This window comes from Lysinibacillus sp. AR18-8 (genome assembly GCF_001705465.1).
Taxonomy (GTDB): Bacteria; Bacillota; Bacilli; order Bacillales_A; family Planococcaceae; genus Lysinibacillus; species Lysinibacillus capsici.
On sequence record NZ_MDGU01000025.1, the window covers coordinates 32,207 to 56,945 of the forward strand.

General features: G+C 37.2%; 16 protein-coding genes, 1 pseudogene and 1 riboswitch. Of the genes and pseudogenes, 12 read left to right on the top strand and 5 right to left on the bottom strand.

The features are described from left to right. Nucleotides 1-5: 5 nt before the first annotated feature. Together BFM98_RS24660 and BFM98_RS23515 are read left to right on the top strand one after the other, a co-directional pair. Nucleotides 6-218 (top strand): MFS transporter, encoded by a 213-nt coding sequence (locus tag BFM98_RS24660; RefSeq protein WP_066038064.1) that lies wholly within the window; start codon nucleotides 6-8, stop codon nucleotides 216-218. Nucleotides 219-315: 97 nt separating this feature from the next. After that, nucleotides 316-477 (top strand): annotated as a pseudogene (locus tag BFM98_RS23515) (helix-turn-helix domain-containing protein); the annotation flags it as partial. Nucleotides 478-515: 38 nt separating this feature from the next. On the opposite strand, the gene BFM98_RS17835 reads toward BFM98_RS23515, so the two are convergent. Further along, on the bottom strand, nucleotides 516-1,472 hold the full coding sequence (locus BFM98_RS17835) for an ABC transporter substrate-binding protein (protein ID WP_066038065.1): 957 nt from the start codon (nucleotides 1,470-1,472) through the stop codon (nucleotides 516-518). 282 nt (nucleotides 1,473-1,754) lie between these two features. Between BFM98_RS17835 and BFM98_RS17840 the strand changes: the two genes are divergently transcribed. The 3 genes from BFM98_RS17840 to BFM98_RS17850 all read left to right on the top strand — a co-directional run bounded on the left by BFM98_RS17840 (nucleotide 1,755) and on the right by BFM98_RS17850 (nucleotide 6,285). Further along, the gene (locus BFM98_RS17840) at nucleotides 1,755-3,137 is read left to right on the top strand and encodes an AraC family transcriptional regulator (protein ID WP_254660058.1); all 1,383 of its coding nucleotides are present in this window, start codon (nucleotides 1,755-1,757) and stop codon (nucleotides 3,135-3,137) included. A gap of 101 nt (nucleotides 3,138-3,238) precedes the next feature. Further along, nucleotides 3,239-4,183 (top strand): ABC transporter substrate-binding protein, encoded by a 945-nt coding sequence (locus BFM98_RS17845; protein WP_066038067.1) that lies wholly within the window; start codon nucleotides 3,239-3,241, stop codon nucleotides 4,181-4,183. Nucleotides 4,184-4,362: 179 nt separating this feature from the next. Next, nucleotides 4,363-6,285, top strand: a complete 1,923-nt coding sequence (locus BFM98_RS17850) for an ABC transporter substrate-binding protein (RefSeq protein WP_066038068.1) — start codon at nucleotides 4,363-4,365, stop codon at nucleotides 6,283-6,285. Nucleotides 6,286-6,483: 198 nt separating this feature from the next. Here BFM98_RS17850 and BFM98_RS17855 read toward each other — a convergent pair whose 3' ends face one another. Further along, complete coding sequence (locus BFM98_RS17855; protein ID WP_066038069.1) at nucleotides 6,484-7,761, bottom strand: hypothetical protein; 1,278 nt, start codon at nucleotides 7,759-7,761, stop codon at nucleotides 6,484-6,486. A gap of 1,300 nt (nucleotides 7,762-9,061) precedes the next feature. Between BFM98_RS17855 and BFM98_RS17860 the strand changes: the two genes are divergently transcribed. Then, entirely contained in the window at nucleotides 9,062-9,277 is a 216-nt protein-coding gene (locus BFM98_RS17860) for a hypothetical protein (RefSeq protein WP_066038070.1), read from the top strand. A gap of 58 nt (nucleotides 9,278-9,335) precedes the next feature. Here the strand turns inward: BFM98_RS17860 and BFM98_RS17865 are convergent, their stop codons facing one another. Then, the gene (locus BFM98_RS17865; protein WP_066038071.1) at nucleotides 9,336-10,967 is read right to left on the bottom strand and encodes an FIVAR domain-containing protein; all 1,632 of its coding nucleotides are present in this window, start codon (nucleotides 10,965-10,967) and stop codon (nucleotides 9,336-9,338) included. 255 nt (nucleotides 10,968-11,222) lie between these two features. Between BFM98_RS17865 and BFM98_RS17870 the strand changes: the two genes are divergently transcribed. The 3 genes from BFM98_RS17870 (at nucleotide 11,223) to thiC (ending at nucleotide 16,456) form a co-directional block, all read left to right on the top strand. Further along, entirely contained in the window at nucleotides 11,223-13,322 is a 2,100-nt protein-coding gene (locus BFM98_RS17870; RefSeq protein WP_048390723.1) for a methyl-accepting chemotaxis protein, read from the top strand. Nucleotides 13,323-13,432: 110 nt separating this feature from the next. Further along, the gene (locus BFM98_RS17875) at nucleotides 13,433-14,362 is read left to right on the top strand and encodes an AEC family transporter (RefSeq protein ID WP_048390721.1); all 930 of its coding nucleotides are present in this window, start codon (nucleotides 13,433-13,435) and stop codon (nucleotides 14,360-14,362) included. A 60-nt stretch (nucleotides 14,363-14,422) separates the two neighbouring features. Further along, a riboswitch (TPP riboswitch) is annotated at nucleotides 14,423-14,537 on the top strand. A gap of 140 nt (nucleotides 14,538-14,677) precedes the next feature. Next, nucleotides 14,678-16,456, top strand: coding sequence for a phosphomethylpyrimidine synthase ThiC (gene thiC / locus BFM98_RS17880; RefSeq protein ID WP_066038072.1), 1,779 nt, complete (start codon nucleotides 14,678-14,680; stop codon nucleotides 16,454-16,456). Between the two features lie 123 nt (nucleotides 16,457-16,579). Here the strand turns inward: thiC and BFM98_RS17885 are convergent, their stop codons facing one another. Together BFM98_RS17885 and BFM98_RS17890 are read right to left on the bottom strand one after the other, a co-directional pair. Continuing rightward, nucleotides 16,580-18,085: a catalase gene (locus tag BFM98_RS17885; protein WP_066038073.1), complete on the bottom strand. Its 1,506-nt coding sequence runs from the start codon at nucleotides 18,083-18,085 to the stop codon at nucleotides 16,580-16,582. A 287-nt stretch (nucleotides 18,086-18,372) separates the two neighbouring features. Continuing rightward, nucleotides 18,373-19,827 carry a response regulator transcription factor gene (locus BFM98_RS17890; RefSeq protein WP_066038074.1) on the bottom strand — a complete coding sequence of 485 codons (1,455 nt, stop codon included), beginning with the start codon at nucleotides 19,825-19,827 and terminating at the stop codon, nucleotides 18,373-18,375. 281 nt (nucleotides 19,828-20,108) lie between these two features. Here BFM98_RS17890 and hutH point away from each other — a divergent pair, with 281 nt between their 5' ends. From hutH to hutI, 3 genes are all read left to right on the top strand, one after another. Continuing rightward, a complete protein-coding gene (gene hutH / locus BFM98_RS17895; protein WP_066038075.1) occupies nucleotides 20,109-21,623 on the top strand; it encodes a histidine ammonia-lyase in 1,515 nt (504 codons plus the stop codon). Nucleotides 21,624-21,788: 165 nt separating this feature from the next. After that, nucleotides 21,789-23,459, top strand: a complete 1,671-nt coding sequence (gene hutU / locus BFM98_RS17900; protein ID WP_066038076.1) for a urocanate hydratase — start codon at nucleotides 21,789-21,791, stop codon at nucleotides 23,457-23,459. Continuing rightward, nucleotides 23,456-24,733 (top strand): imidazolonepropionase, encoded by a 1,278-nt coding sequence (hutI, locus tag BFM98_RS17905; RefSeq protein ID WP_054548937.1) that lies wholly within the window; start codon nucleotides 23,456-23,458, stop codon nucleotides 24,731-24,733. The genes hutU and hutI overlap by 4 nt, the downstream gene beginning before the upstream one ends. Nucleotides 24,734-24,739: the final 6 nt, after the last annotated feature.

Sequence of the window (24,739 nt, forward strand, 5' to 3'; positions counted from 1 at the left end):
GACTGGTGTTTGTTGCAAATTTCTGGTGGGCTGCCATCACACTGTTCTTTGCAGGTGCTGGGAGTGCACTTGTCTATACGCCACTACTATCGATAGCCATTAACCTGTATCCTAAGAAACGAGGTACTGTCATGGGACTGTTAATGAGTGGAGCCGGGATAGGAATGCTTTTATCAGGTTTGATGGTACCTTTCTTGCTTCATCAACTTCTGAGTTAGGTTGGAGAGGAGCATGGCTAATTTTCGCGGTTTTGACACTAATCGTCGTATTGTTAGCGTTTTGTACAATTAAGCAACCAAGTTCTATACAGAAAAACAACGTTTGGAGAAGGCATGTTATTTATTACAAAGCGGGACAATGAATGTTATGGAAATAGCGAATGCTGTTGGCTATTTTAATCCGAGTCATTTTGCTGCGGTTTTTAAGGAGAAATATGGGTTGAATCCTCGAGACTTTATCAGATACAGATCACAATAATACCCTTCAGCTTTTAAACAAAGCTGAAGGGATTTTTTTTATTTCACTATGCTATCCAATACATTTTCAATAATTTGGCGATTGGCTATAGCACCTGAATATAACCAGCTCGAACTTGATTCGAATTCATAAACATGGCCATTTTTAATGGCAGGTATATTAGCTAGCAGAGGATCGCTTAGCAATTCAGAGCTACCTACACTATCACTGTTAATAACAAAAAGATAGTCAGCATCGATTTGAAGGAATTTTTCTAAAGAAACTTGCGACCAATCACCAGCAGCAGAAGCTGACATCTCTTTTACCAGGCTTGGCGTTTGTAACCCAAGATCTTCATAAAGAACAACACCACTAGAAGCTGTGTCACTTACCATATAGATTGAATTTTTGATATTCCAGATCACAGTGGCTGAAGGATTCCCGATTTTGTTGTGAATTTCTTCTTTTGCTTCTTTAGCGAATTGATCATAATTTGCTAGAACTTCCTTTGCCTTATCTGTTTGACCAAAAATTTCGCCCATTTTTAATAGTTTATTGCGCCAATTATTATCCTCCGTTCCCATCACATACGTAGGTGCAATTTTGCTATATTGCTTATATTTTTCACCTTCAGCAAGTTCAGGAGAACCGATTACAATAAAATCTGGATTAAAGCTTGTCACAGCTTCATAGGGAAGATCGAATTCAATTGTTGGAATATCCTTTAATGAATCCTGGAGATAGTCTTGGATAGAAGTCCCACCCTTTACGGACCATTGTGCAACGGGCTTTAAACCTAATGCTACAAGGTGATCTTCTAGATAGGGAGCTATGATGCGTTGGGGATTTTTAGGAATGGTCACTTCATGTGCTATTGAATCTGTTAATACTCGATTGGAGTTTTCTTCCTTTGCCTTCTCTATTGTAGAAGAAGATTGAGTTCCGCATGCAGTCAAAAGGATGGAAATAATTAAAATGCCAGTTAAAAAGGCATTCTTTTTTATAAATTTTTTCAAAGCTATAAGCCTCCTATTTCAATTGATTTCTATTATTCTATTTCATTATAATGAAAATGATAATCAATATCAATTTGATGTTTAGGAGATAGAGTTTAAATGTACAAAGACAATCAGCTACTGTCCCATATTTTTTATCAACCTATACAAATAGTGAAATTAAATGAAATGTTAAGTGACATAGAAACACAATTCACCTACCCATTTATGGTCATAGTGTATGAGGGATATATAGAGTGTACGCTTCAAGGTAGGCACATTAGGCTTAGTACAAATTCTGTTATGCTTTTAGATAATACTGACGATTTTCATCTTCTAGAAACATGTGAAAGCAGAGGGATCATCATTCAATATCGTGTTTATGGCTACAAAACTGATCGTTTATTGCAAGCTTCTATCTTAATTGAGCAATGCTCCTATCGACTGATGAACTTAGCTAAAGAAGTAGAAAAAGAAGCAAACACTGAGAGCAATAATCCGTTTCGTTTACAAAAATTATTTGGTGAAATGCTAGAAGTGCTATACAGCCTTTTACGTGAAAATAATCAAAAAAAAGAAGGACTATGGATTGATAAAGTACTTCATTATATTCATCTACATTTCCGTGAAGAATTAACAAGAGAGCAGATGGCCAAAAAAGCACAAGTAAGTCCAGAGCATTTTTCTCGTACGTTTCATAAGCACACAGGCTATACATATAGTGAATATTTAACATGGCTAAGAATACGAGAATCACAGAAAAGGCTATTGTTTACAATGCCTAAATTAGATGAGCTTGCCGAGGAAGTTGGCTACAATGAAGGAACTTATTTAAGTAGGAAATTTAAAGAAAAAGTAGGTGTATCACCAACAGTCTATTATCAGAAATCGAAGCGTGTCCTTGCACTCAATACCAATCATACAGCATGCTTACTAGCCCTTGGTATTACGCCGGTGTTGGGTGTATACTCTCCATTTCTAGAGGGTATCAAGCCTGTCCCTAATACGCATAAACTGAAAGGCTATGAGTATGATATTGCTTCAAATTATCAGGCAATCACCGCAGCCTGTCCTGATATCATTATTAACTACAGTGGTGGTGACGAAAAACCATTATTACTGTCAGTAGCTCCTATATTCGAGCTACCATGTAGAGAATTAAGCTGGCGAGAGCAATTTGGGTTGATTGCCCATATCGTTGATAGACAAGAAGTATGTAAGAGCTGGCTCCAGCAATATGATGAACAGATAGCTCAGTGTAACGATATTCTTGACCAACAACATGGAGCAAGAGGGACTGCTATTGTTTGGGAAATAGGTAGTCATCAAGCATATTGTTTAAATAGTAGTCATGGAAGAGGGAGTCATATACTGTACGAAGATTTGGGCTTTAGTCGACCAGCTGCGATTGTCACACGAAATATTGAACAAACAGGTTACTTAACAGTAGATATTGAAGATATTGCTTATTTTCAAGCTGATTATATATTCGTCACTGCTCTTCCTACAAAAGATTTTGGAAAAGAGCATCTCTTGAGGGTATTACATTCGGAAAAATGGCAGTCACTTACAGCGGTTCAAAAGAAACAGGTGTACTTTTTGAATCAGTATGAATTATTTTATGGCTATGACCCATTATCTACAGCTATGCAATTACAAAAATTAATGGAAGTATTAACATCATAAATATACAGAGCAACAAATCACTTTCATACATAGACAGTTATTTTACAATCTTCTACAATTAGTGAGAATGATTATCAACTGGTATGTATGGAGGGAAAAAATTGCTGACACAAAATAGAAAATTCATAGCGCCACTATTTCTTTTAATATTACTTCTGTTAACGGCTTGTGGAGAAAAGGAGAAAAATTCTAGTCCGACTACAGTGCAAGATACAAAAGAAGCAGAGGCAAAAACTGTTCAGACGACAAATGGTGAAGTTGTTATTCCGACTAGTCCTCAGCGTATTGTAGCAGAGGAGTATATTGCAAGTTTGCTTGTATTAGATGTAAAACCTGTGGGGGCTCCTGGGTTGGCACTTGAAAACTATTATTTAAAGGATGCATTAAAAGATGTAGAAGAAATCGGTGACTATGGGAAACCGTCGATTGAGAAGATTATCGCGCTCAAACCTGATTTGATTATTACTGGCAATGGGGAAAATTATGATGCTTTAAGTAAAATTGCTCCTACAGTTGTCATTCCCTTTGGTGAATTAAAGGATGCGCACGAAGAACTTACTTATTTCGGTGAGTTGCTTGGCAAAGAGCAAGAAGCTAAGGATTGGCTTACGCAATATGATCAAAAGATTGCCGATGCCAAAGCACAGGTAGATGCGATTATTCCAAAGGATGCAAGCTTCTCTATTATGGAGGACGCAGGCAAAACGTATTATGCATATGGTGATAATTTTGGACGTGGTGGGCAACCAGTCTATCAGGCACTTGGTCGCAAACCACCTGCTAAAGTAGCAGATGAAATGATGGAAAAGCAGTGGGCTGAAATTTCCGAAGAGGTGCTGGCAGATTATGCAGGAGACTACATTATTTTGACTTCAGATGATCGTACAGTTGAAGATTTTAAGAAAGATCCAATATGGGGTAGCTTGCCAGCAGTAAAAAATGATCATCTTTATGTTTGGCCTGAGGAGCGTTCATGGTATTATGACCCAACAGCCGTGTTGGCTCAGGTAGAGGAATTAACAAACTGGCTCACGAATAAAAAATAAGCTAAATAATTGAAAATGCTAGTACAACATACTAAATAAAATTAAATGAAATTCCATAAAATCACTCAGGCATTGGATTGTTTGAGTGATTTTTCTATGCTTATACAGGTTTATATTGAGAACGATTATCAATTATAATAAACTTGTAGGTAGTGAAGAATTGGAAGGAATGATGTAGGATGCTACCAAAAGAGGAGTTTCTATTTCTTTGGAATCACGCAACGATCAAAGTGCTCGATATAAGATATGAGCTATTCAAACCTGAGGAAATCGGAAAATCATATAAATTGCCTGCAAATATGTTTCTTTATGCCACAGGTGGTGGTGCGGAAGTTCAAATCGATTTAATAAACTATACACTAGAGGGCTTTCATCTTATTCACGGTGGAAAGGGCACCACACTACAAATAATGGCTACAGACAAAGGCTTTGAATATTTTTTAATATTTTATCGAGCTTCCATTCCTTTAACCTCAAATAAAATGATAGCAAGGGCGTTACAAACAAATAATCCTTTCAACTATCAATACAGTCTTGTTCCTAACTCGCCTATTACAATGTTTGAAAAAATATATTTTATGTATAAGAAGTGGGAAAATGCCAATAGCCTCAGCAAATTTACTGTTAAATCGCTATTCTATCAATTATTAAATGAAATTTTTATGCAGCTAGATCAGGACAGTGTCGACATTCAAAAATTAAATGTCTCTAGTCAAATTAAAGCCTATCTAGAGCAAAATTATGCACAGCCATTGACCTTAGAATCCATTGCGAAGGCATTGCGCTATAGTCCATCTCATTTATCCATTCAATTCAAGCAACAATTAGGTTGCAGCCCGATTGAATATTTAATTCAACTACGGATTGAAAAAGCTTCTATTTTGCTTGAGAAGACGAATGCTAGCTTACGCGATATCGCTATGGGTGTGGGCTATAGTGATGTCTATTATTTTAGTAGACTTTTCAAAAAGAGAGTAGGCGTTTCTCCTACAAAATTCCGTCAAAAGCAAAAAGTAAGTGATCTGATAAAAGATAGTCCTTCAATGTCTGAAAGATACTCCATTGTCGATTGGAGCTTCCAAAATTATATTGAGAATGGTTATCAATATAATGAAAGGAAGTATGAACCAATGAATAAAAGAGGTTTATCAGCTTTTACAACACTCTTTCTATGTCTGACGCTTTTATTAAGTGCTTGCAGTAGTGGGGCATCAACCAGTACACAGGGCGGGGAAAAACAAGCCTCTACCACTCAAACAGTAAGCGAATCACAAACAAAAACTGTCTCTACTATGAAAGGAGACGTAGAAATACCTGTTAACCCTGAGCGAGTAGTGGTGATGTATTATACAGGTGATGTACTAGCATTTGATGTGACACCAGTGGGTTCTTCTAAAATACAAGAGGGAGCAGCATTTGAGGAAGAATTAAAAACAGTTGAAAGTTTAGGTGAATGGTTTGAACCAAATGTCGAGGCAGTAATCCAATTAAAACCTGATGTCATCATTATCCCAAGTAAGAATGAACTTTACGATCAAATGGAGAAAATTGCACCTACTGTCATGATCGATTTCTCAACCTCTCTAGATGAACGTTTAACAAAGATTGGTGAAGTACTAGGGAAAGAGAAAGAAGCAAAAGAGCTTTTAGCTAATTTCTATACAAAAGTAGAGGATAGCCAAGAGAAGCTAGAAGAGGCAGGTATTTCAGATAGAACGGTTAGTATTATGGAAGGCGGCAAAGGAAAAATGTCTGTTGTAACAAGCTATACCTTTGGACGTGGTTCTCAAGCTATTTATGAGTATTTAGGAATAAAAGCACCAGATATTATTCAAAAGAAAATAGATGATAAAAACAACACCAATGAGGCAATCGATGTTTCATTAGAAGTATTAACAGATTATGCAGGAGATTATGTGTTCCGCTCATCTTATGAAGGAATGGTAGATTTAACAGATCATCCAGTTTGGGCTAACATTCCTGCCATTAAAGAAGGAAGGCTTATCGAAATGGATTTTGGTTTTTGTTACTACAACGACATTTATTCATTATCAAAACAGCTAGATTTCATTGTGGATCAACTAGTTGCTACAACTAAATAAGTTAAAAATGGATGGTTTACCTCATAAATGTTTATTGATACATCACATCTATGGATCGATTATATTTTTATTTACGATGAGATAAGTTTGATTATTTGACTTTGTCTATTCTTTTTTAAAGTGAACTTGTAATAATAGAGATTATTTTTCAAAAAGAAAGCACTAAAGAAACCAACATTGTTTCTTTAGTGCTTTAATTTAATTTCTTATGATTTGGAACGTGCCAGGAGTAGTAGTTTGGATAATATGACGATTTCCACTGATGATAAAGTCAGCTGGAACTTGCTTGCCAAAACCATTTGAGCGATTGAAGGAAGAATTGGCTGGTAAGCCTTCTATAATGATTTCCATATTAGCATCAAAAGTTACTGGTTCCTTGTTTAATGTTGCTATAAGTGTAATGCGATTGCCCCTTTTTGTAACTTGAATGTCCATCACCCCTTCATCTTCATTGACAAGTGTATAAAGTGGAGGAATGATAATGGTCATTTTGTCTTTTGTTGTTAGAATAAAACGTTCCGTGTCATTTTCTGATGCGGCTACATTAATTTTGGCTTTATAGATATTTTTATTTTTTGTCATAGCTGTAGTTTTCCCTGGGACAGCTGCTGCATCAGTTAAAACAGGTGTTTTAGGGATGTTATCTTTTGTAGGAAGTGTGTGTTTTCCTTGTACAAAATCCACTAAAGTCCATACATTTGGGACGAGTTGCTGTTGAACAGGTGTTAATGCTTCAAAAGAAGTTTTGACTGCCTGCACATCCTGAGCTGTCGATGTTTTTGGTGATAAAGCTGCAATAGCGTTTTCAACTTCTTTAGCTGCTGCCTTATCCTTTACAACCAACTGTTCTGCATCAAGTAATTGTTGCTCGATACCTACAGGTAAAGAAATATTTGAAAACCTACGTAATGCATTAAGCTCTGCTCGGGCATTGGCTACATCTTTATGGAACGAGAGACGAGATGAATTAATCAATTGAATTTTATTAACCACCTTGTCAACAGATGTATTTGGCGCGATATAGGAAGTTAGAATTTTTTGCGCAGATGCACTTACAAAGGTTTTTTGCGCTGCATTCAGGGTATTATACCAATCTTTTGTTTCAATAACATTTTGATAATAATTAGAGGACGTAGAATCCACAGAATACAATTTCTCTTCAATTTGTGCTGCAAGCTTACGATAAGCAATTCTTGTCTGCTGATGTGCTGACAATGTGGAGTAGTTCGTAACATACTGTTTTTCTGTTTCCGTTAAAGCATTGTAAGCCTTCAAAGCTGCCTCTAAATTTGTTTGGAAAGTAGAAGTTGTATTGTTAATGTTGTTAATTAGTTGTACAACATTTGCCACGTTAGCATTGTAGCTAGCAAGTATGTAGGCTGGCTTTAAAATTTCGGTAGCCGATGCTGGTGCGCTGTAAAGAAGGGAGGGTACTGCCACTAAAGACAGTAATACTAATTTTTTTTTATTTTTCATATGATGAGAAACCTCCTATTTCCATAATTATTATAGATAAAATTGGCCTCGGTTCGCAGAGGTTTATCCAATATATGGTGTTGTTTTAATTTTATCATAGCCTAGGATATTTTTAAGCATTTTTAGATGAATAGGTAGATAGTTGATAGTTTTTTTGCCTATCTTTCGACTCTAAGTGAAATACTCATTGTGACTTATTGAAACAAATCGTACAGCCAGTTTCATTAAGGGCTTAGAGGATGATAGCTTCAAACCAAATGCATCCTTAACACAAGCCAAGCAGTTGTGGTGATGAACCGTATGTTTGAGCGCGGGTGTGTGAGGAGGCCACAAATTCTCACTTTTATTTTATCAAGATGTGACAGAACAGCTTTCAAAATATTAAATATTAGTGGCAAGAGGTGCTTGTTAATGTTTAGAAATTGTTGAGGAGGTTATGTTAATTTTTTATTGTTGTGATTATTGTGAGAATCATAGCGTACAATTTGAAGAAGAACTAGATATGCTATTATCTAGTTCTTTTATTTTTTAATAAGGGATTGCTAAATTTATGAGCGATATCTACAAGTAAGTTATGTTGGTATGGTGGCTGATTTATTGAATTACTTAACTTGTTCAGGATTTGTTTAGAAAAGTGTAGTAAGCTATTATTTGTAATCTTGTCAATGTCTTAAATCTTAAATTAACCGAGAAAGACTTGGCTTTTTTGTAAGCCTAGTCTTTTTTGGTTACTAAAAATGAATATTATCCTAATTTCAAAAAATGAGCCTCCTTCTTGTAATGGTAAAATGCCATGCTGAATTGCATTTTCCACAAGAGTTTGTATCGACAATGGAGGAACAAATAGCTTTATTTTTGGGGGTACGTCCCATATGATTTGTACTCTGTCACCAAAGCGTATTTGTTCTATAGGCACGTCAAGTTTTAATTCGAAGTCAATTGGTACAGTTAAATCGACATTCTAAAATCAAAGCTCATTTATAGATAATCACTAAAGGCGAGTAACAATTCCTCCATCTTCTCTCATTATCAACACCATGTAAGGAAATAATAGAATTCAGTGTATTAAAGAAAAAACGGATCGGAGCAGCTAAAATAAATAATAATAGGTAGCACAGATCAATGGTTTGAATTCGCATATTTTCCTTCATCAATTCAGGTAGGAATAAAAATAGAAAAACTAAGCATACTGCTAATTAAGTTCCTTTAGAAAAGTTTGTGGTGCGTTCCATTTTCAGTAAATCTCCTAAAATTATTTCTCTATTAAAGCCACCTTGTATATAGTGATTGGCAGGAAAAAGTGCAAGAACTATACGCTGATGCAGAAGATAACTATTTTACTTTAATGAAGCTTTATGAGCTACTGAGTAATTCAGCTGCCGTTGAGGAGCAATACTGGCTGTTAAAAAAGATGCTTCAAGAGCACTTGGCAGTGGAACTAAGAGAGGAGATTGAGGTTTGGTATCGTAGGTGGAAGCAGGCAAATGCTATAATACAAGTAGATGCTTTTAACTAGATAGTTTTTTAAACAGGACTCTGTAGCTTTCAGAGTCCTGTTTTTAACTTCAAACAGCCTAATTTTTACCTGGCTTATACTGTCCCGTGTAGGTAGAAATCGCACTATTTAATTGATCTACCGCATATGACACATCCGATTGAGTCGAATTGCTATTAACTAAAAGTGATTCAGCGTGTGAAACGGCTGAGTTAAAAATATACCACTCATTGTATGTTGTCCAATTAGTAGTTGATGGTATACCTATCCCATTTTCTGAAACCATCACGTACATATCTTTTGCATGATTTACAAGTGATTGTAGATAAGTTTTATCAACATATTGTCCACTATTTCCAGGTTTATAGGCATTCTTATAAGTCCAAATAGCATTATTTAAATTATTGATAGCGTTGGCAATATCTGCTTGAGTTGCATAATAATTATTTACGACTGCTTGAGCAGATGAAACAGCAGAATCAATTGCATTTTTCTCTGATTGAGTAGTCCATTGAGAATTATATGGAATATTCGATCCATCCCAAGACACTGTAACATATTGAATAGAATTAATTAAAGACTGTAGTGATGCCTTATCACCGTAGCCATACTTTGTGCCATTCTTTTGTGCAGCCTGGTAGACTACCAGTGCATTTTTATATTGAATGATGGCGTTCTTCACTTGTTCTTGAGAGGCGCTATTATTGTTCGCTACAGCTCTTGCAGTCACTACAGCAGAATCAAATACTGCACGGTCTGTATGTGTTGTCCATTTATCCGTATTTAATATATCATAGCCGTTTACAGATACTTGTACATATGGCGGGGATGCAATTAGTGCATTAAGTTCTTTTTTATCAATGACAGGGAGCGTTACTGAGATACGGCTATCGTTCACCTGTACATTATTTACTAGATGCCCTGAATCTAAAGCTACTTTAGCTCCACCTTTTACAACGATTTGCTCAATTTTACCTTCTCCATAAAGGTTGAAATCTTTTGTTACATCAATTGTAAGTTTTTCAATATTAGCCATTGCTCCAAAGGATTCTACTTTGCCTACTACCTCTACTTTGGAAAGAAGTTGATCAGACGATACGTTGACTTTAGTACGGGCTAAATTGATGTTTGATGATTTCATATCGATTAAAGTAACGTATAGCCAACTTACCTTTTTCGTTACAATTGGTTTTAGTGTAATTGTTTCACTTACTACTACATCATCAAGTGTAACAGCTTTTTTTACTCTGTTTGTAATGATAAGCTGACCATCCACACTAACGTTTTGAACTTTTACATAGTCCGCGTTAACAGTGAGGTCTCCAGAGATTTGTGCGTTACCTCCATCAAAATAAACAGATTTTTTGCTGGTACCTGCTTTGTTTAATATTAATGCTGTAACGTCGGTAAGTTGTCCGTTTTTCACTACAATAGTTGCTCGGGCATTGGATAATGCTGTTTTATTTGATGTATTGAATAGGGGCTTTAATGCAGATTGAATTCTAAATGTACCGTTAGATGTTATCACAGTATCTTTTGTTATATTTTTGATCGTTACGGATTCACCTATCACCTTTTTGGCTGCTGCCACCTGTGTCTCATATAAATTTGATTGTATTTGAGATGTTGTGGCACTTGCCGTAGACATTGGTAATACTAGTGTCGCTGTAATAGCCGTGACCATTAATGTTGATAGCGCTTTATTTTTCAATTTAAGTCACTCCAATCATTCTATTTAATAGTTAATATATCATATTTTTCTATAATTTAGAATTAGAAGAGGATGTTTTACTATGAATCTCCATTCAAATAAGTCATTAGTCCTTTATATTGAAAAATAAATGTTTGGTGAAGTATCGGTATTTTTCTCTATAATTCTGTAAATTTTCTACTTTATTCGCTAAATATTTTATTGTGATACAATCATCCATCCATTATTATTAGTATAAAAGTGGGGGTGTTAGTTATGAAAAAATCAAGAGGAATTGCCTTAAAACTTTCTTCCCTTATAATAGGATTATTTCTTATTTTATTTTTATCCTATACTGTCATAACGGGGATTATTATAAAAAAGCAAAGTGTTGAAGACGCAGAGCATGGAACATTACAATCGGCTGAATCTTCTGCAGCTATTATGAGTGAAAGATTTAAGAAAGCCAATACGACATTACAAACAACAAAGCGTATCATAGAAAGCATGGAGAAGAATAATACGTTGTCTACCAAGGGTGTCATAGACGTAATGGAAAACAATTTAGCTAGCAATAATGACATTCTTGGAGTAGGAGCAATCTTTGAGCAAGATTCTATTATTTTAGAACCAACTGAAGCTGCTTTAGTAGATACTAAAAAACGTTTTATCCCTTATTTAAGTAAGAACGGAAATGATATCTCGACGGCTCTAATCGAAGGTATTGATGATAAGAGTATTTCTGAATGGTATTGGGTACCAAAAGAAGAGAGACGTGCAGTTTTGACAGAGCCCTATGATTATAATGTAAACGGTCAATCCGTATTAATGACAACCATTTCAGTGCCATTAATCAATGCTTCCGGGACATTTTTCGGTGTATTGACTGCCGATGTATCAATAGATTTTTTAAATGATTTAACAAAATCGAATGCCCCAGAAGGCGGTTATGCGGCAATTATTACGAATAAAGGTGTGCTAACAGCTAACAGTTTTGGTGATGAGCTAGTTGGGCGCAATATGCAAGAGGATCCTACTTGGACAAGTATTAGTAAGACAATGGAAAATGGTGAACTAACAAGTATGTACGTTGACTCTAATCAACTGAAGGAAAAGGCCTATAATGTTTTTGCTCCAATGATTTTAGAGGGTATTGACGAAACATGGACTGTTCAAGTCGTGTTAGCTGAATCAAAGATTCTAGAAACATATAATCATGTATTTGTATTTACGATTATTGCTTCCATTATTATGGTGGTTTTGATGACAGCTGCAAGTGTGTTATTCATCTATAAACAATTAAAACCACTTAAATTTTTACGTGCATCGATTGAAACTGCAGCCGAAGGGGATTTAACACAAAAGGTAGAAGAGCGATATATTAAGCCTGATGAAATTGGTGCAGTTGCTGTGGCCTATAATAATATGTTAGATAAAACCAATAGTGCGATTCAAACTGTACTAAATTCCACGAGGTTATTGAACCAATCTTCTAATCAGGTAAATGAGGCATTTAATGAGGTAGTTGCTTCTAGTCAGGAGGTTTCTGTAGCTATCAACGAGATTGCACAAGGAGCTTCGAAGCAATCAGAGGATACAGAAGAAACAAATTATCGAATGATGGATTTATCAGATCAGATTGATGCTATTACGGCTCTTTCTAATGAAATGGATGAGCTATCTCATAAAACAGGTGTAACAACGGAAAAAGGATTGCATGAGGTTGAAAGTTTAAGAGAACGTAATATGGAGACAAATGAAATGAATGGGCGTATCCAGCAGCAAATGGAATCATTAGCTTCTAATATTGCCAATATTAATCAGATTATTGCTTCGATTCAAAGCATTACCGAGCAGACTAATCTGCTAGCTTTAAATGCAAGTATTGAGGCTGCACGTGCTGGTGAACATGGTAAAGGATTTGCTGTAGTTGCAGAGGAAGTTAGAAAGCTAGCAGAACAATCTAAGAATGAAACAGAAATTATTAAGAGTACAGTAGAAAGTATTCTTGAAAATTCTCAGCAGACGGTTGCTGTGATTGCATCTAATGCAGATTTAATGCAATCTCAAAATGAGTCCGTACAAAGCACGCAACTAGCATTTAAAGATAGCAGTGATTTGTCGGGTTCAATTGCAAATTCTATTAGTGATTTAATGAATAAACTATCTAGCATGTTAGAGCATAAAAATCAGGCAATCATGGCTATCCAAAGTATTTCGGCTATTTCAGAGCAAACAGCAGCCTCTGCGGAACAAGTAAGTGCTTCTGCAATGGATCAACAAGTAGAATTACAAAAAGTAGCAGAGTCTATTCAAAATATGAACGATATTTCAAACGAGCTACAAGAAGTTGTAAACCGATTTAAGCTTGCTTAAAAAGAAAGGCTGCCTTCAATATAGAGGCAGTCTTCTTTATGGTGAAAGCCGGAGAAATTGACCTAGAAGGAATTCAACACTACTATTAACACTGGAAGGGGGACATTGATATGATGTATCTCGGAATGATTTTCTTTCAAATTGTTGTACCTATTTTAGTGTTACTTGTAATAGGCGCTATACTACAAAAGAAATTTCGCTTTAATTTAAAAGCATTGTCTCAGCTTATTACATATTGCTTTATGCCAGCAGCTGTTTTTGTAAATTTATATGAAACACATGTGGAATTAACTGTACTGGGAGAGGTCGGATTATTTATTGTACTCTTTATCGGTAGTCAAATGATACTCAGTCACTTTATGGCAAAAGGGTTAGGTTTAGCTAGAACAGAGGCAGCTGTCTTTAAAAATAGTGTTGTGCTCATTAACTCGGGTAATTACGGTATTCCAGTGGCTCAAATGATATTTGCCACGCAACCTATTGGAGTAGCCATTCAGGTCATGCTCGTAATCTTTCAAAATATGACTACGTATACATATGGTTTATACAATTTAATTTCTTCTACAAAGTCAGGTATGACAATCATCAAGGATTTCTTTAAAATGCCTATTATTCATGCGCTGATTATAGGTGTCGCTATGAATTATTTTGATATCGGTATTCCACAGTTTATCAAAATACCAGTAGAACATGTGGCAGATGGATTTATTGCTGTGGCTCTAATTACTTTAGGTGCGCAATTATCACAATTAGAGATGAAATCAATGTTTAATAAAACCGTCTTTATCAGCTGTTTTACGCGATTAATTATTGGACCATCTGTTGCATTGGCCATTATTTATATATTGGGATTAGATGGAGTCGTCGCACAATCACTGTTTATAGCTAGTGCTTTTCCAACATCCCGCAATAGTTCTAGTCTAGCATTGGAATATGATGTAGAATCAGCAACAGCCGCGCAAGCTGTTTTATTTTCAACCATTGTAAGCTGTATAACTGTAACCATTGTGATCTATTTTGCAGAAGTATTATTTACCTAGTAAGATAAAAAATAACTTCCATCTCTTAGTATTATCTGCTACACTAGCATCAAACTAAATAGTATTAACTAGGGGAGTCTGATGAGTCAGGCTGAGAGGGAAACGCTACGAAGTTTCTTGACCCTTTGGACCTGATCTGGCTCATACCAGCGTGGGAAAGTTAAGAAGCTATTGCAGAGTATGCAATCAATAGACCTTTACATTCGTGGCCGGATCCAAATAATTATTTTGGATTCGGCCTTTATTTTTTGGATTGTTGGGGTGAGCTAGAATCGGTCCTTATATCAAAATAAATTTAAGGGAGAGAAGTAGCTCATGTCAGCAATTAGTGAAAAGAATATTACCATTATGTCCAGCTTTGAAGGAAGCAAAAAAGTATATGTGGAAGGATCACGCCCAGATATTCTAGTACCTATGCGAGAAATTGCATTAAGTCCGACAACAGGCAGTTTTGGAAATGAAGAAAATGCTCCTATTCGAGTATATGATACGAGTGGGCCCTATACAGATCCAGCCTACCAAGTAGATATTACGAAAGGTTTACCTGCCTTACGAAATGCATGGATTCAAGAGCGAGGGGATGTAGAAGCATATGAGGGACGCTCCATTAAACCGGAGGATAATGGCTTTCGTCATGTTGATGACCCGCGTATTCAAGAAAATGTCTTCCCTGAGTTGGAGAGAAAGCCTTTGCGTGCTAAAAAAGGTAAAAATGTGACACAGCTTCACTATGCACGAAAGGGAATTATAACGCCTGAAATGGAGTTTGTAGCAATTCGTGAAAATATGGATCCTGAATTTGTACGTTCAGAAATTGCAGCTGGGCGTGCTATAATGCCTTCTAATATTAATCACCCTGAGGCAGAGCCAATGATTATTGGGCGTAATTTTCATGTAAAGATCAATGCGAATATCGGGAATTCTGCTGTATCTTCTTCCATTGCAGAAGAAGTTGAGAAAATGACCTGGGCAACTCGATGGGGCGCAGATAATATTATGGATTTATCGACTGGTAAACATATTCATACAACTAGAGAATGGATTATTCGAAATGCTGCAGTGCCAGTGGGAACAGTGCCAATTTATCAGGCTTTAGAAAAGGTAAATGGTGTAGCAGAGGATTTAACGTGGGAGGTTTATCGTGATACTCTCATAGAACAAGCCGAGCAGGGTGTAGATTACTTCACCATTCATGCAGGTGTCCTTTTACGCTATGTACCACTAACAGCAAATCGTGTGACAGGTATTGTATCTCGAGGTGGCTCTATAATGGCACAGTGGTGTTTATATCATCATCAAGAGAATTTCCTGTATACACACTTTGAGGAAATCTGTGAAATTATGAAAGCCTATGATGTTGCTTTTTCCTTAGGTGATGGTTTACGCCCAGGCTCAATTGCAGATGCCAATGATGAGGCACAATTTGCAGAGCTTGAAACACTAGGCGAGCTAACACAGATTGCTTGGCAGCATGATGTTCAGGTAATGGTTGAGGGACCAGGTCATGTACCAATGCATCTGATTAAAGAAAACATGGACAAGCAATTAGAGGTTTGTAAGGAAGCGCCCTTCTATACATTAGGACCACTCACAACAGATATTGCTCCAGGTTATGACCACATTACATCAGCCATTGGGGCAGCCATGATTGGCTGGTTTGGTACAGCGATGCTTTGTTATGTGACACCGAAAGAGCATCTTGGTTTACCGAATCGCGAGGACGTTCGTGTGGGCGTTATCACTTATAAAATTGCTGCACATGCTGCTGATTTAGCAAAAGGTCATCCAGGTGCACAACAACGAGACGATGCACTGTCTAAAGCGCGCTTTGAGTTCCGTTGGCGTGATCAATTCAATCTGTCACTAGATCCCGAGCGTGCAGTGGAATATCATGATGAGACACTGCCAGCAGAGGGAGCAAAAACAGCACACTTTTGTTCTATGTGTGGGCCTAAATTCTGTAGCATGAGAATTTCACAGGATATTCGTAATTATGCGAAAGATAAGGATTTGAATACGACTGAAGCGATCCATCAAGGTATGAAAGAAAAGGCTGAGGAGTTTAAAAAAGCAGGCAGTCAAATTTACCAATAATGAAAGAAAAGGCTTATGTCAAAAAAATAGACATAGGCCTTTTCTTAATAAAAAAACTCCATGTGAATAGTGGATTCACATGGAGTAAAAGTTGGATTTGGATATCAATAATAAAGTGGAATATTAAACGTTTGTTGGTTGTTTTACATATGGATTTGTAAGGTCCATACCTTCTAAGGAAAGACCCATCGCTTTAGCGACACCTTCACCATATGCTGGGTCAGCTAGATAGCAGTGAAGGATGTGACGGCGTTTGATGAACTCTTCAACAGAAGCCATATCGTTCGCGGTATTTTCAAATAAGCGTTGCTGCTCTTCCGAAGTCAATAGACGGAATAGTTTACCTGGTTGTTCAAAGTAATTATTATCGTCTTCACGGAAATCATGAATACCTGCATGACCATCAATACGTAATTCAGGCTCTTTATGGTCTAAATTATGCTCCCACTCACCATAGCTATTTGGTTCATAGCTTAATGTCGAACCAAGATTGCCATCAAAGCGCATTGCTCCATCTCGGTGGAAAGTACGGAATGGACATTTTGGTGCGTTGACAGGAAGCATATAGTGGTTTACACCAAGACGATAGCGTTGGGCATCCGCATATGCAAAGATACGACCTTGTAACATTTTATCTGGTGAGAAGCTGATGCCAGGAACAATGTTAGATGGTGCGAATGCAGCTTGTTCAACTTCTGCAAAGTAGTTGTCTGGATTTTTGTTTAACTCGAATTCACCTACAGGAATTAATGGGAAGTCTTTTTTATACCATACCTTTGTTAAATCAAATGGGTTGTATGGTAGCTCACGAGCTTGTTCCTCTGTCATTACCTGAATGTACATTTTCCATTTAGGGAAATCGCCTTTTTCAATTGCTTCATATAAATCACGTTGTGAAGATTCGCGGTCTTGACCAATAATCTCATTAGCCTCGACACCAGTTAAGTTCTTAATGCCTTGCTCTGTACGGAAGTGGAATTTAACCCAAACACGTTCATTATTAGCATTGATAAAGCTATACGTATGAGAACCAAATCCGTGCATATTACGGTAACCAGCTGGAATACCACGGTCAGACATAACAATTGTCACTTGGTGAAGTGCTTCAGGTAATGAAGTCCAGAAATCCCAGTTAGAGTTGGCATTTTTCATATTTGTACGTGGGTCCCGTTTTACCACATGGTTTAAATCTGTAAAGTGTAACGGGTCACGGAAGAAGAATACAGGTGTATTGTTCCCTACTAAATCCCAGTTTCCATCTTCTGTATAGAATTTAAGGGCGAAGCCACGAATATCTCGCTCTGCATCTGCTGCACCACGCTCACCCGCTACTGTAGAGAAACGTGCGAACATTTCAGTTTTCTTGCCGATCTCTGAGAAGATTTTCGCTTTAGTATATTGTGAAATATCATGCGTTACAGTAAAAGTACCAAATGCACCTGAGCCCTTTGCGTGCATACGACGTTCTGGAATTACTTCACGGTTGAAATTTGCTAGTTTTTCAACTAACCATACATCCTGAAGTAAAAGAGGGCCACGTGGACCTGCTGACATAGAGTCATGGTTACTTACTACTGGAGCACCACCTGCTGTTGTAAAGCGACGGCTACGATCATTTGCGTTTGTCATATTAGTTTACCTCCTGAAAAAAATGTGAGTCAAACTCTTCGTCTATAACTATAACAAATATAAAATAGAATTGCTAGTACATTATAATAATTATCGTTAAAGAATTTTTATATTTAAGTATAAACTATAAATATATGCGCTAGACATAGGGTTTATACATAGTTTTTAACTTAAATTTATTTTATTTAATCTCAATTTTATAGATAATTGTCATATTAAGATCAAGATAATGACATCATGATAAAATCTTTATTGAAAATAAAATCAACTAATTGAAAATTAATCTTTTAATTTTTTCTATATCGGTTAGGCGTAATACCAATTTGTTGCTTAAATAATTTTATGAAATAATTTGGATCATCAAAACCGTTTAAATGAGCGATTTCGCTAATAGCAAAATCTGTTTCTCGCAGCATTTGTGTGGCATGATGAATTCTTACTTGCTGTAAATAGCGCTTAAATGGCAAGCCTTGTTTTCTTGAGAAAATTGTACTTAAATAATTGGGGCTTATTCCAAGCTTATGAGCGACAAAGGGAAGAGACAGTGCGCTATCTTTAAATTGTTGATCAATTATTTCTATAGCTAGTTCAACATAATCAGCTCGTTTCTCTATTCGAGCTTCCCTTGCTAACTCAATTAATGTCTGCGTGAAAGAAATAATCCCATTGAGTATCGTATAAAATATAGGATGCTCAATGATTAAATGAAATAGCTGACGGTAGTGTTGTTCGATAACCGCTTTTTCATGTAATTTATATTTCAGCATAAAGCGTCTAATTTGTGCTAAGACACTCGTCAAATGAATGCGTAAATCGTCTTGCTCATAATATATGCCTTCATTAGAAAGCCGATATAAAAATGTTTTAACGGCCTCTAGGTTTCCATCTTCCAAACTACTTATTAGTAATTGTTGCTCTTCTGGTGTCAGTAAGGGATCAAAGGGCTGAGTTTCATATTGTTTGCTCGCATAAAAAATATGGCCAAAGCCCTCATAAAAACTTTGATTTAGTGCACGCTTTGTTAATGTATACATAGTTTTAATGGTTGTAGGTGTTCCATCATATATGCCGATATTTAAAGAACTATTACTAATCAAACGCCATTCCTTCATAAGTGTACGTACATCTTTTTCCACAATCCTTATATCATTTGTTTGAAAAAGACATACGATTCTATTAGATAGAGGGTAGGTTTTCATATGAAAGTGAATCGGTGTTTGTTGAAGCCAATTGTAAAGCTTATTGAAGGTTTCAGTATGCTCGGGTTCAATCATTGTGAAATGTAATGTTGTCTCAATTGAACTTGATTTATTATCTAAAAATAATTGATTATAAAAGGAATCGTTTGTAGTCTCTTGAGCATCTTCTGTAATCTGTGGTGTGCGAAGAGAAATGGTTGTGAGTTTTTTCTTTAATAGCTCTAAATCAATAGGCTTCACAAAAAGATGAGCCACTTGTAAATCAATTGCCTTCAAAGCATTTTTAAATAATGGCTCAGTTGTCATTGCTAAAATGGCACCAGAAAGCTTTTGTATATCGCGATAAAGAGCTGCTAGGCGATTATTAGGAAATATATCGATATTTAACAGTATGGCATCAGGTTCAAATTGTCTAATGCTATGAGACACCTCTGAAATACTTGTGCAAATTTCAATAAAAACATCTCCAGGGAAATATGTATGTAAAAACCACTTTATTCCTGCTAGGTCGGTTGGATCGCGATCAATTAATAACAGCTTCATACCATCAGCCCTTCTTAAAATATTCTAGTTTCATATAAAAGTACGGTTATATTAATAAAAATAACATAGTAATCTGAAAAAAGTCTTGTTTTCTCTATTAAAATTCTCTATATTCTGAAAAAGGTAGTTAGTACAATGTAAATAGAGTAATTGATCATCAGCAGAAGCCAACTTTTGTTATGTAAACGCTTAAAAAGTTTGAGACTGATGTTTTCAAATTACGAAAATATGAATGAAGATAATTTATTTACATAGCCATATAGGGAATAGGGGGATGTCATGTGAAGTCAATCATCGAGCTTGATGGCAATACATTAACAAGACAACAAATTGAGGAAATCGTGAAGGGGCAAGCAACAGTTGCACTTGCTACAGAGAGTTTGGAACGTATTCGTTTAAGTAGAGAGCGTATCGAAAAGCGTTTAGCTGAAGGCCAAACAATTTATGGTGTGAATACAGGGTTTGGTAAACTCAGCAATATAAAAATTGAAGAAGAAGACATTGAGCTATTGCAGCTAAATTTATTACGATCAGATGCAACCGGTGTTGGTGAACCATTCCCAACAGATGTTGTACGTGCAATGATGGTGTTACGTGCCAATGCTTTGGCCAGAGGATTTTCTGGCATTCGTGAGGAAACTGTCCAACTATTGTTGAATCTTATTAATAAAGGTGTTCATCCAATTGTTCCGTCACAAGGTTCAGTAGGAGCAAGTGGTGATTTAGCGCCTTTATCACATTTGGCATTAGTGTTAGTGGGAGAAGGAAAGGCTGAGTTTAACGGAGAAATCATGAGTGGTAGTGACGCGCTAAAGCAAGCAGGATTAACCCCTGTTAGACTTCAAGCTAAAGAGGGGCTAGCATTAGTTAACGGTACACAAGCTATGACGGGTATAGGTGTATTAACGGTCAATGAAGCTGAACGAATCGGTCTTGCAGCGGATATGGCTGCTAGCTTAACACTGGAAGCTTTAAAGGGTATTACCTCGGCATTTGATCCAGCACTTTTAGCAGTAAGACCACATCCAGAGTTAGAACTAGTGGGCGGGCGTATTCGTAAGTGGCTCGATGGCAGTAAACGTGTGACAAAGCAGGGTGAAATTCGCATGCAGGATGCTTATTCACTACGTTGTATACCGCAAGTACATGGTGCTTCTTGGCAGTCATTTTTCTACGCACAGGACCGTGTTCAAACTGAAATGAATGCAACAACTGATAATCCAATCGTTTTAGAAAGCGGGGAGGTTTTATCGGGTGGGCATTTCCATGGACAGCCAATAGCCTTGGCAATGGACTTTTTGAAAATAGGTGTATGTGAGTGGGCCAATATTTCAGAACGACGTACAGAACGTATGGTAAACCCTCAACTTAATGAAGGGCTGCCACCGTTTCTAGCAACAAACCCTGGGATTGAATGTGGGCTTATGATTGCTCAATATACAGCAGCCTCTATTGTCTCAGAAAATAAAGTTTTAGCACATCCTTCGAGTGTGGATTCTATTCCTACATCAGGTAACCAAGAGGATCATGTAAGTATGGGAACAACTTCGGCACGTCAAGTACGTCAGATTGTTCACAACGCTGCTCGCATTATAGCTATCGAATTGATTTGTGCATCACAGGCTATTCATTTAGACAAGGCAGAAGAGCAATTATCTCCTACTACAAGTAAATTCTTAAAGAAAGTGCGAGAATTTTGCCCACCATTATTAGCCGATCAACCAATTGGCGATGAAATTGAAGCATTGGCGAAATATTTACTATCAAGTAATGATTTAGTAAATGAGTATGTGTAAATTAGTTTAAATTTTGATATGAAAGAGCAAAGGCGTCGCTCGGTTATACACCGAGTAGCCTCTGCTTTGAAAATATTTATATGTATTCAAGTCTGAATATTCAGTTATTAATAGCTTTAGACAGCAACATTCACATTTTTTTATAGGAAAAGGAGCGTGTTTTTAATGGTATTTAAGACAGATATTCGTGCACCACGTGGAAATGAACTAACATGTAAGGGATGGACACAGGAAGCAGCAATGCGTATGTTAATGAACAATCTTGACCCAGAGGTGGCAGAGAATCCAGATGAACTGATAGTTTATGGGGGTATTGGTAAGGCTGCTCGTAACTGGGAAAGCTATGAACAAATCATTGCATCTTTGAAAGAATTAGAGAATGATGAGACTCTATTAATCCAATCTGGAAAGCCAGTAGCTGTATTCCGTACACATGAGCATTCCCCTCGAGTGTTGATTGCCAACTCAAACCTTGTACCAGCATGGGCAAATTGGGATCACTTTTATGAATTAGAAGAAAGAGACTTAATGATGTATGGCCAAATGACTGCTGGGAGTTGGATTTATATTGGTGCTCAAGGAATTTTACAAGGAACTTATCTGTCCTTTGTAGAAGCAGGCAAAAAGGTATTTGGCACTGCTGATTTACGTGGTAAATTCATCCTTACAGGTGGTATGGGCGGTATGAGTGGTGCACAGCCATTAGCAGGGAAAATGGCTGGTGCTGTAATCTTAGTTGTTGAAGTTGAACGTGCTCGCATTGAACGTAAAATCAAAGAAGGTTACTGTGATTATATTGTAGAAACTGTAGATGAAGCAATTGCATTAGTTAATAAATTACGTGACCAAAATGAGCCAGCATCTATTGGCCTTGTTGGTAACTGTGCTGATGTTAATCGTGAGTTGTTGAATCGTGGAATTATTCCAGATTTTGTGACAGACCAAACATCTGCACATGATCCGATTAATGGTTATGTACCTAATGGCATGACCTTTGAAGAAGCGCTAAAACTTCGCAAAGAGGATGTAAGAACATATGAGCGTAAAGCAAAAGAAACAATGGCAGAGCATGTTCGTACAATGCTAGAGTTCCAAGAGGCAGGCGCAGAAGTATTTGATTATGGGAATAACATTCGTGCCTATGCCAAAGAAATGGGTGTGACAAATGCCTTTGATTTCCCAGGCTTTGTACCAGCGTATATTCGTCCGTTATTCTGTGAAGGAAAGGGCCCATTCCGTTGGGCGGCGCTTTCAGGAAACCCTGAGGATATATATAAAACAGATGCACTGGCAAAAGAGATGTTTGCTGAAGATGAGGGTCTAGTCAATTGGATTGATATGGCACAAAAAATGGTGAAATGGCAAGGGCTACCTGCACGCATTTGCTGGTTAGGCTATGGTGATCGTCATCGTTTTGCATTAAAGGTCAATGAAATGGTTGCAAATGGTGAATTATCAGCACCAATTGTCTTTGGTCGCGATCACTTAGATTCAGGTTCTGTAGCATCACCAAATCGTGAAACAGAAGGAATGCTAGATGGTTCGGATGCGGTATCGGATTGGCCAATTTTAAATGCTCTTGTTAATACTGCGAGTGGTGCAAGCTGGGTAAGCGTACACCATGGTGGTGGTGTAGGAATGGGTTATTCACAGCATGCAGGTCAAGTCTTAGTAGCAGATGGATCAGAGCTTGCCGCTGAAAAAATTGCACGTGTATTAGTTTCAGACCCTGGAATGGGCGTTGCTCGTCATGCTGATGCAGGCTACGATATTGCTATCAATACAGCAAAAAACAAAGGTGTCCATATACCAATGTTAAAGGGTGATGTGAAGTGACCATTCTAATAAAAAATGCAAATGAAGTAATTACCTTGAAAAGTAATGTACAAGGACCACGTACAAAAGAACAAATGCAGGAAATTGCAGTAATAGAATATGGCAGTGTTCTAATTGAAGAAGAGCGTATTGTAGCAGTAGGAGCGTATGAGCAACTAGAAGCTGACTTCCCAGAATTAATAAAGAAGGCAGAAACGATTGATGCTACTGGTAAGATTGTTATGCCTGGCTTAGTGGATTGTCATACACATTTGGTGCATGGTGGAACACGCGAGCAAGAGTTTAATATGAGATTAAATGGTTCTACCTATATGGAAATCATGAATGCAGGCGGTGGCATTCATGCTACAACAAAGCGTACACGAGAAACAAGCTTTGATGAATTATATGAAAAAACGATGCAGCATTTAGATGTATTTTTAAAGCATGGTGTAACAACAGTTGAAGCAAAATCAGGGTATGGCTTGGACTGGGAAACGGAAAAGAAACAGCTAGAGGTCGCAAAAGAATTACAAGCTGCACATCATATTGATGTCATTAGCACGTTTATGGGAGCCCATGCAGTTCCTCGTGATTATAAGGGGCGTGAGGATGAATTTGTGGATGTGGTGGTCAATGAGATGCTGCCAAAAGTAGCAGAACTAGAGTTGGCTGAATTTAATGATGTATTTTGTGAAAAAGGCGTCTTTACACCCGAACAATCCCGACGCATTTTAGAGGCTGGAAAAGCACTAGGCTTAACGCCAAAAATACATGCGGATGAAATCGAACCTTATCAAGGCGCCGAGCTGGCTGCGGAAGTAGAGGCCATTTCTGCGGAGCATTTGTTAGTTGCTTCTGATAAGGGAATTCGAAAAATGGCTGAAGCGGGTACAATTGCTGTATTGCTGCCAGGTACTGCATTCTTTTTACGTGCACCTTTTGCAAGAGGGCGTCTAATGATTGACGAGGGAGTACCTGTGGCGATATCCACAGACTTTAACCCTGGGTCATCCCCAACAATGAGCCTACCCTTCATTATGAATTTAGCTTGCATGCATATGGGTATGACATTGGAGGAAGTATTAACGGCAACAACAATTAATGCAGCATATGCCCTAAATCGAGGCGAGCAAATTGGTTCCCTTGAAGCACATAAAAAAGCTGACGTACTTATCCTTGATGTTGCTAATTACAAGCAACTGCAATATTTCTACGGCATGAATCATACACATACAGTAATCAAAAATGGGCAAGTTGTTGTACAAAACGGAATTCTGCTGAAAGATCAATAATAATAA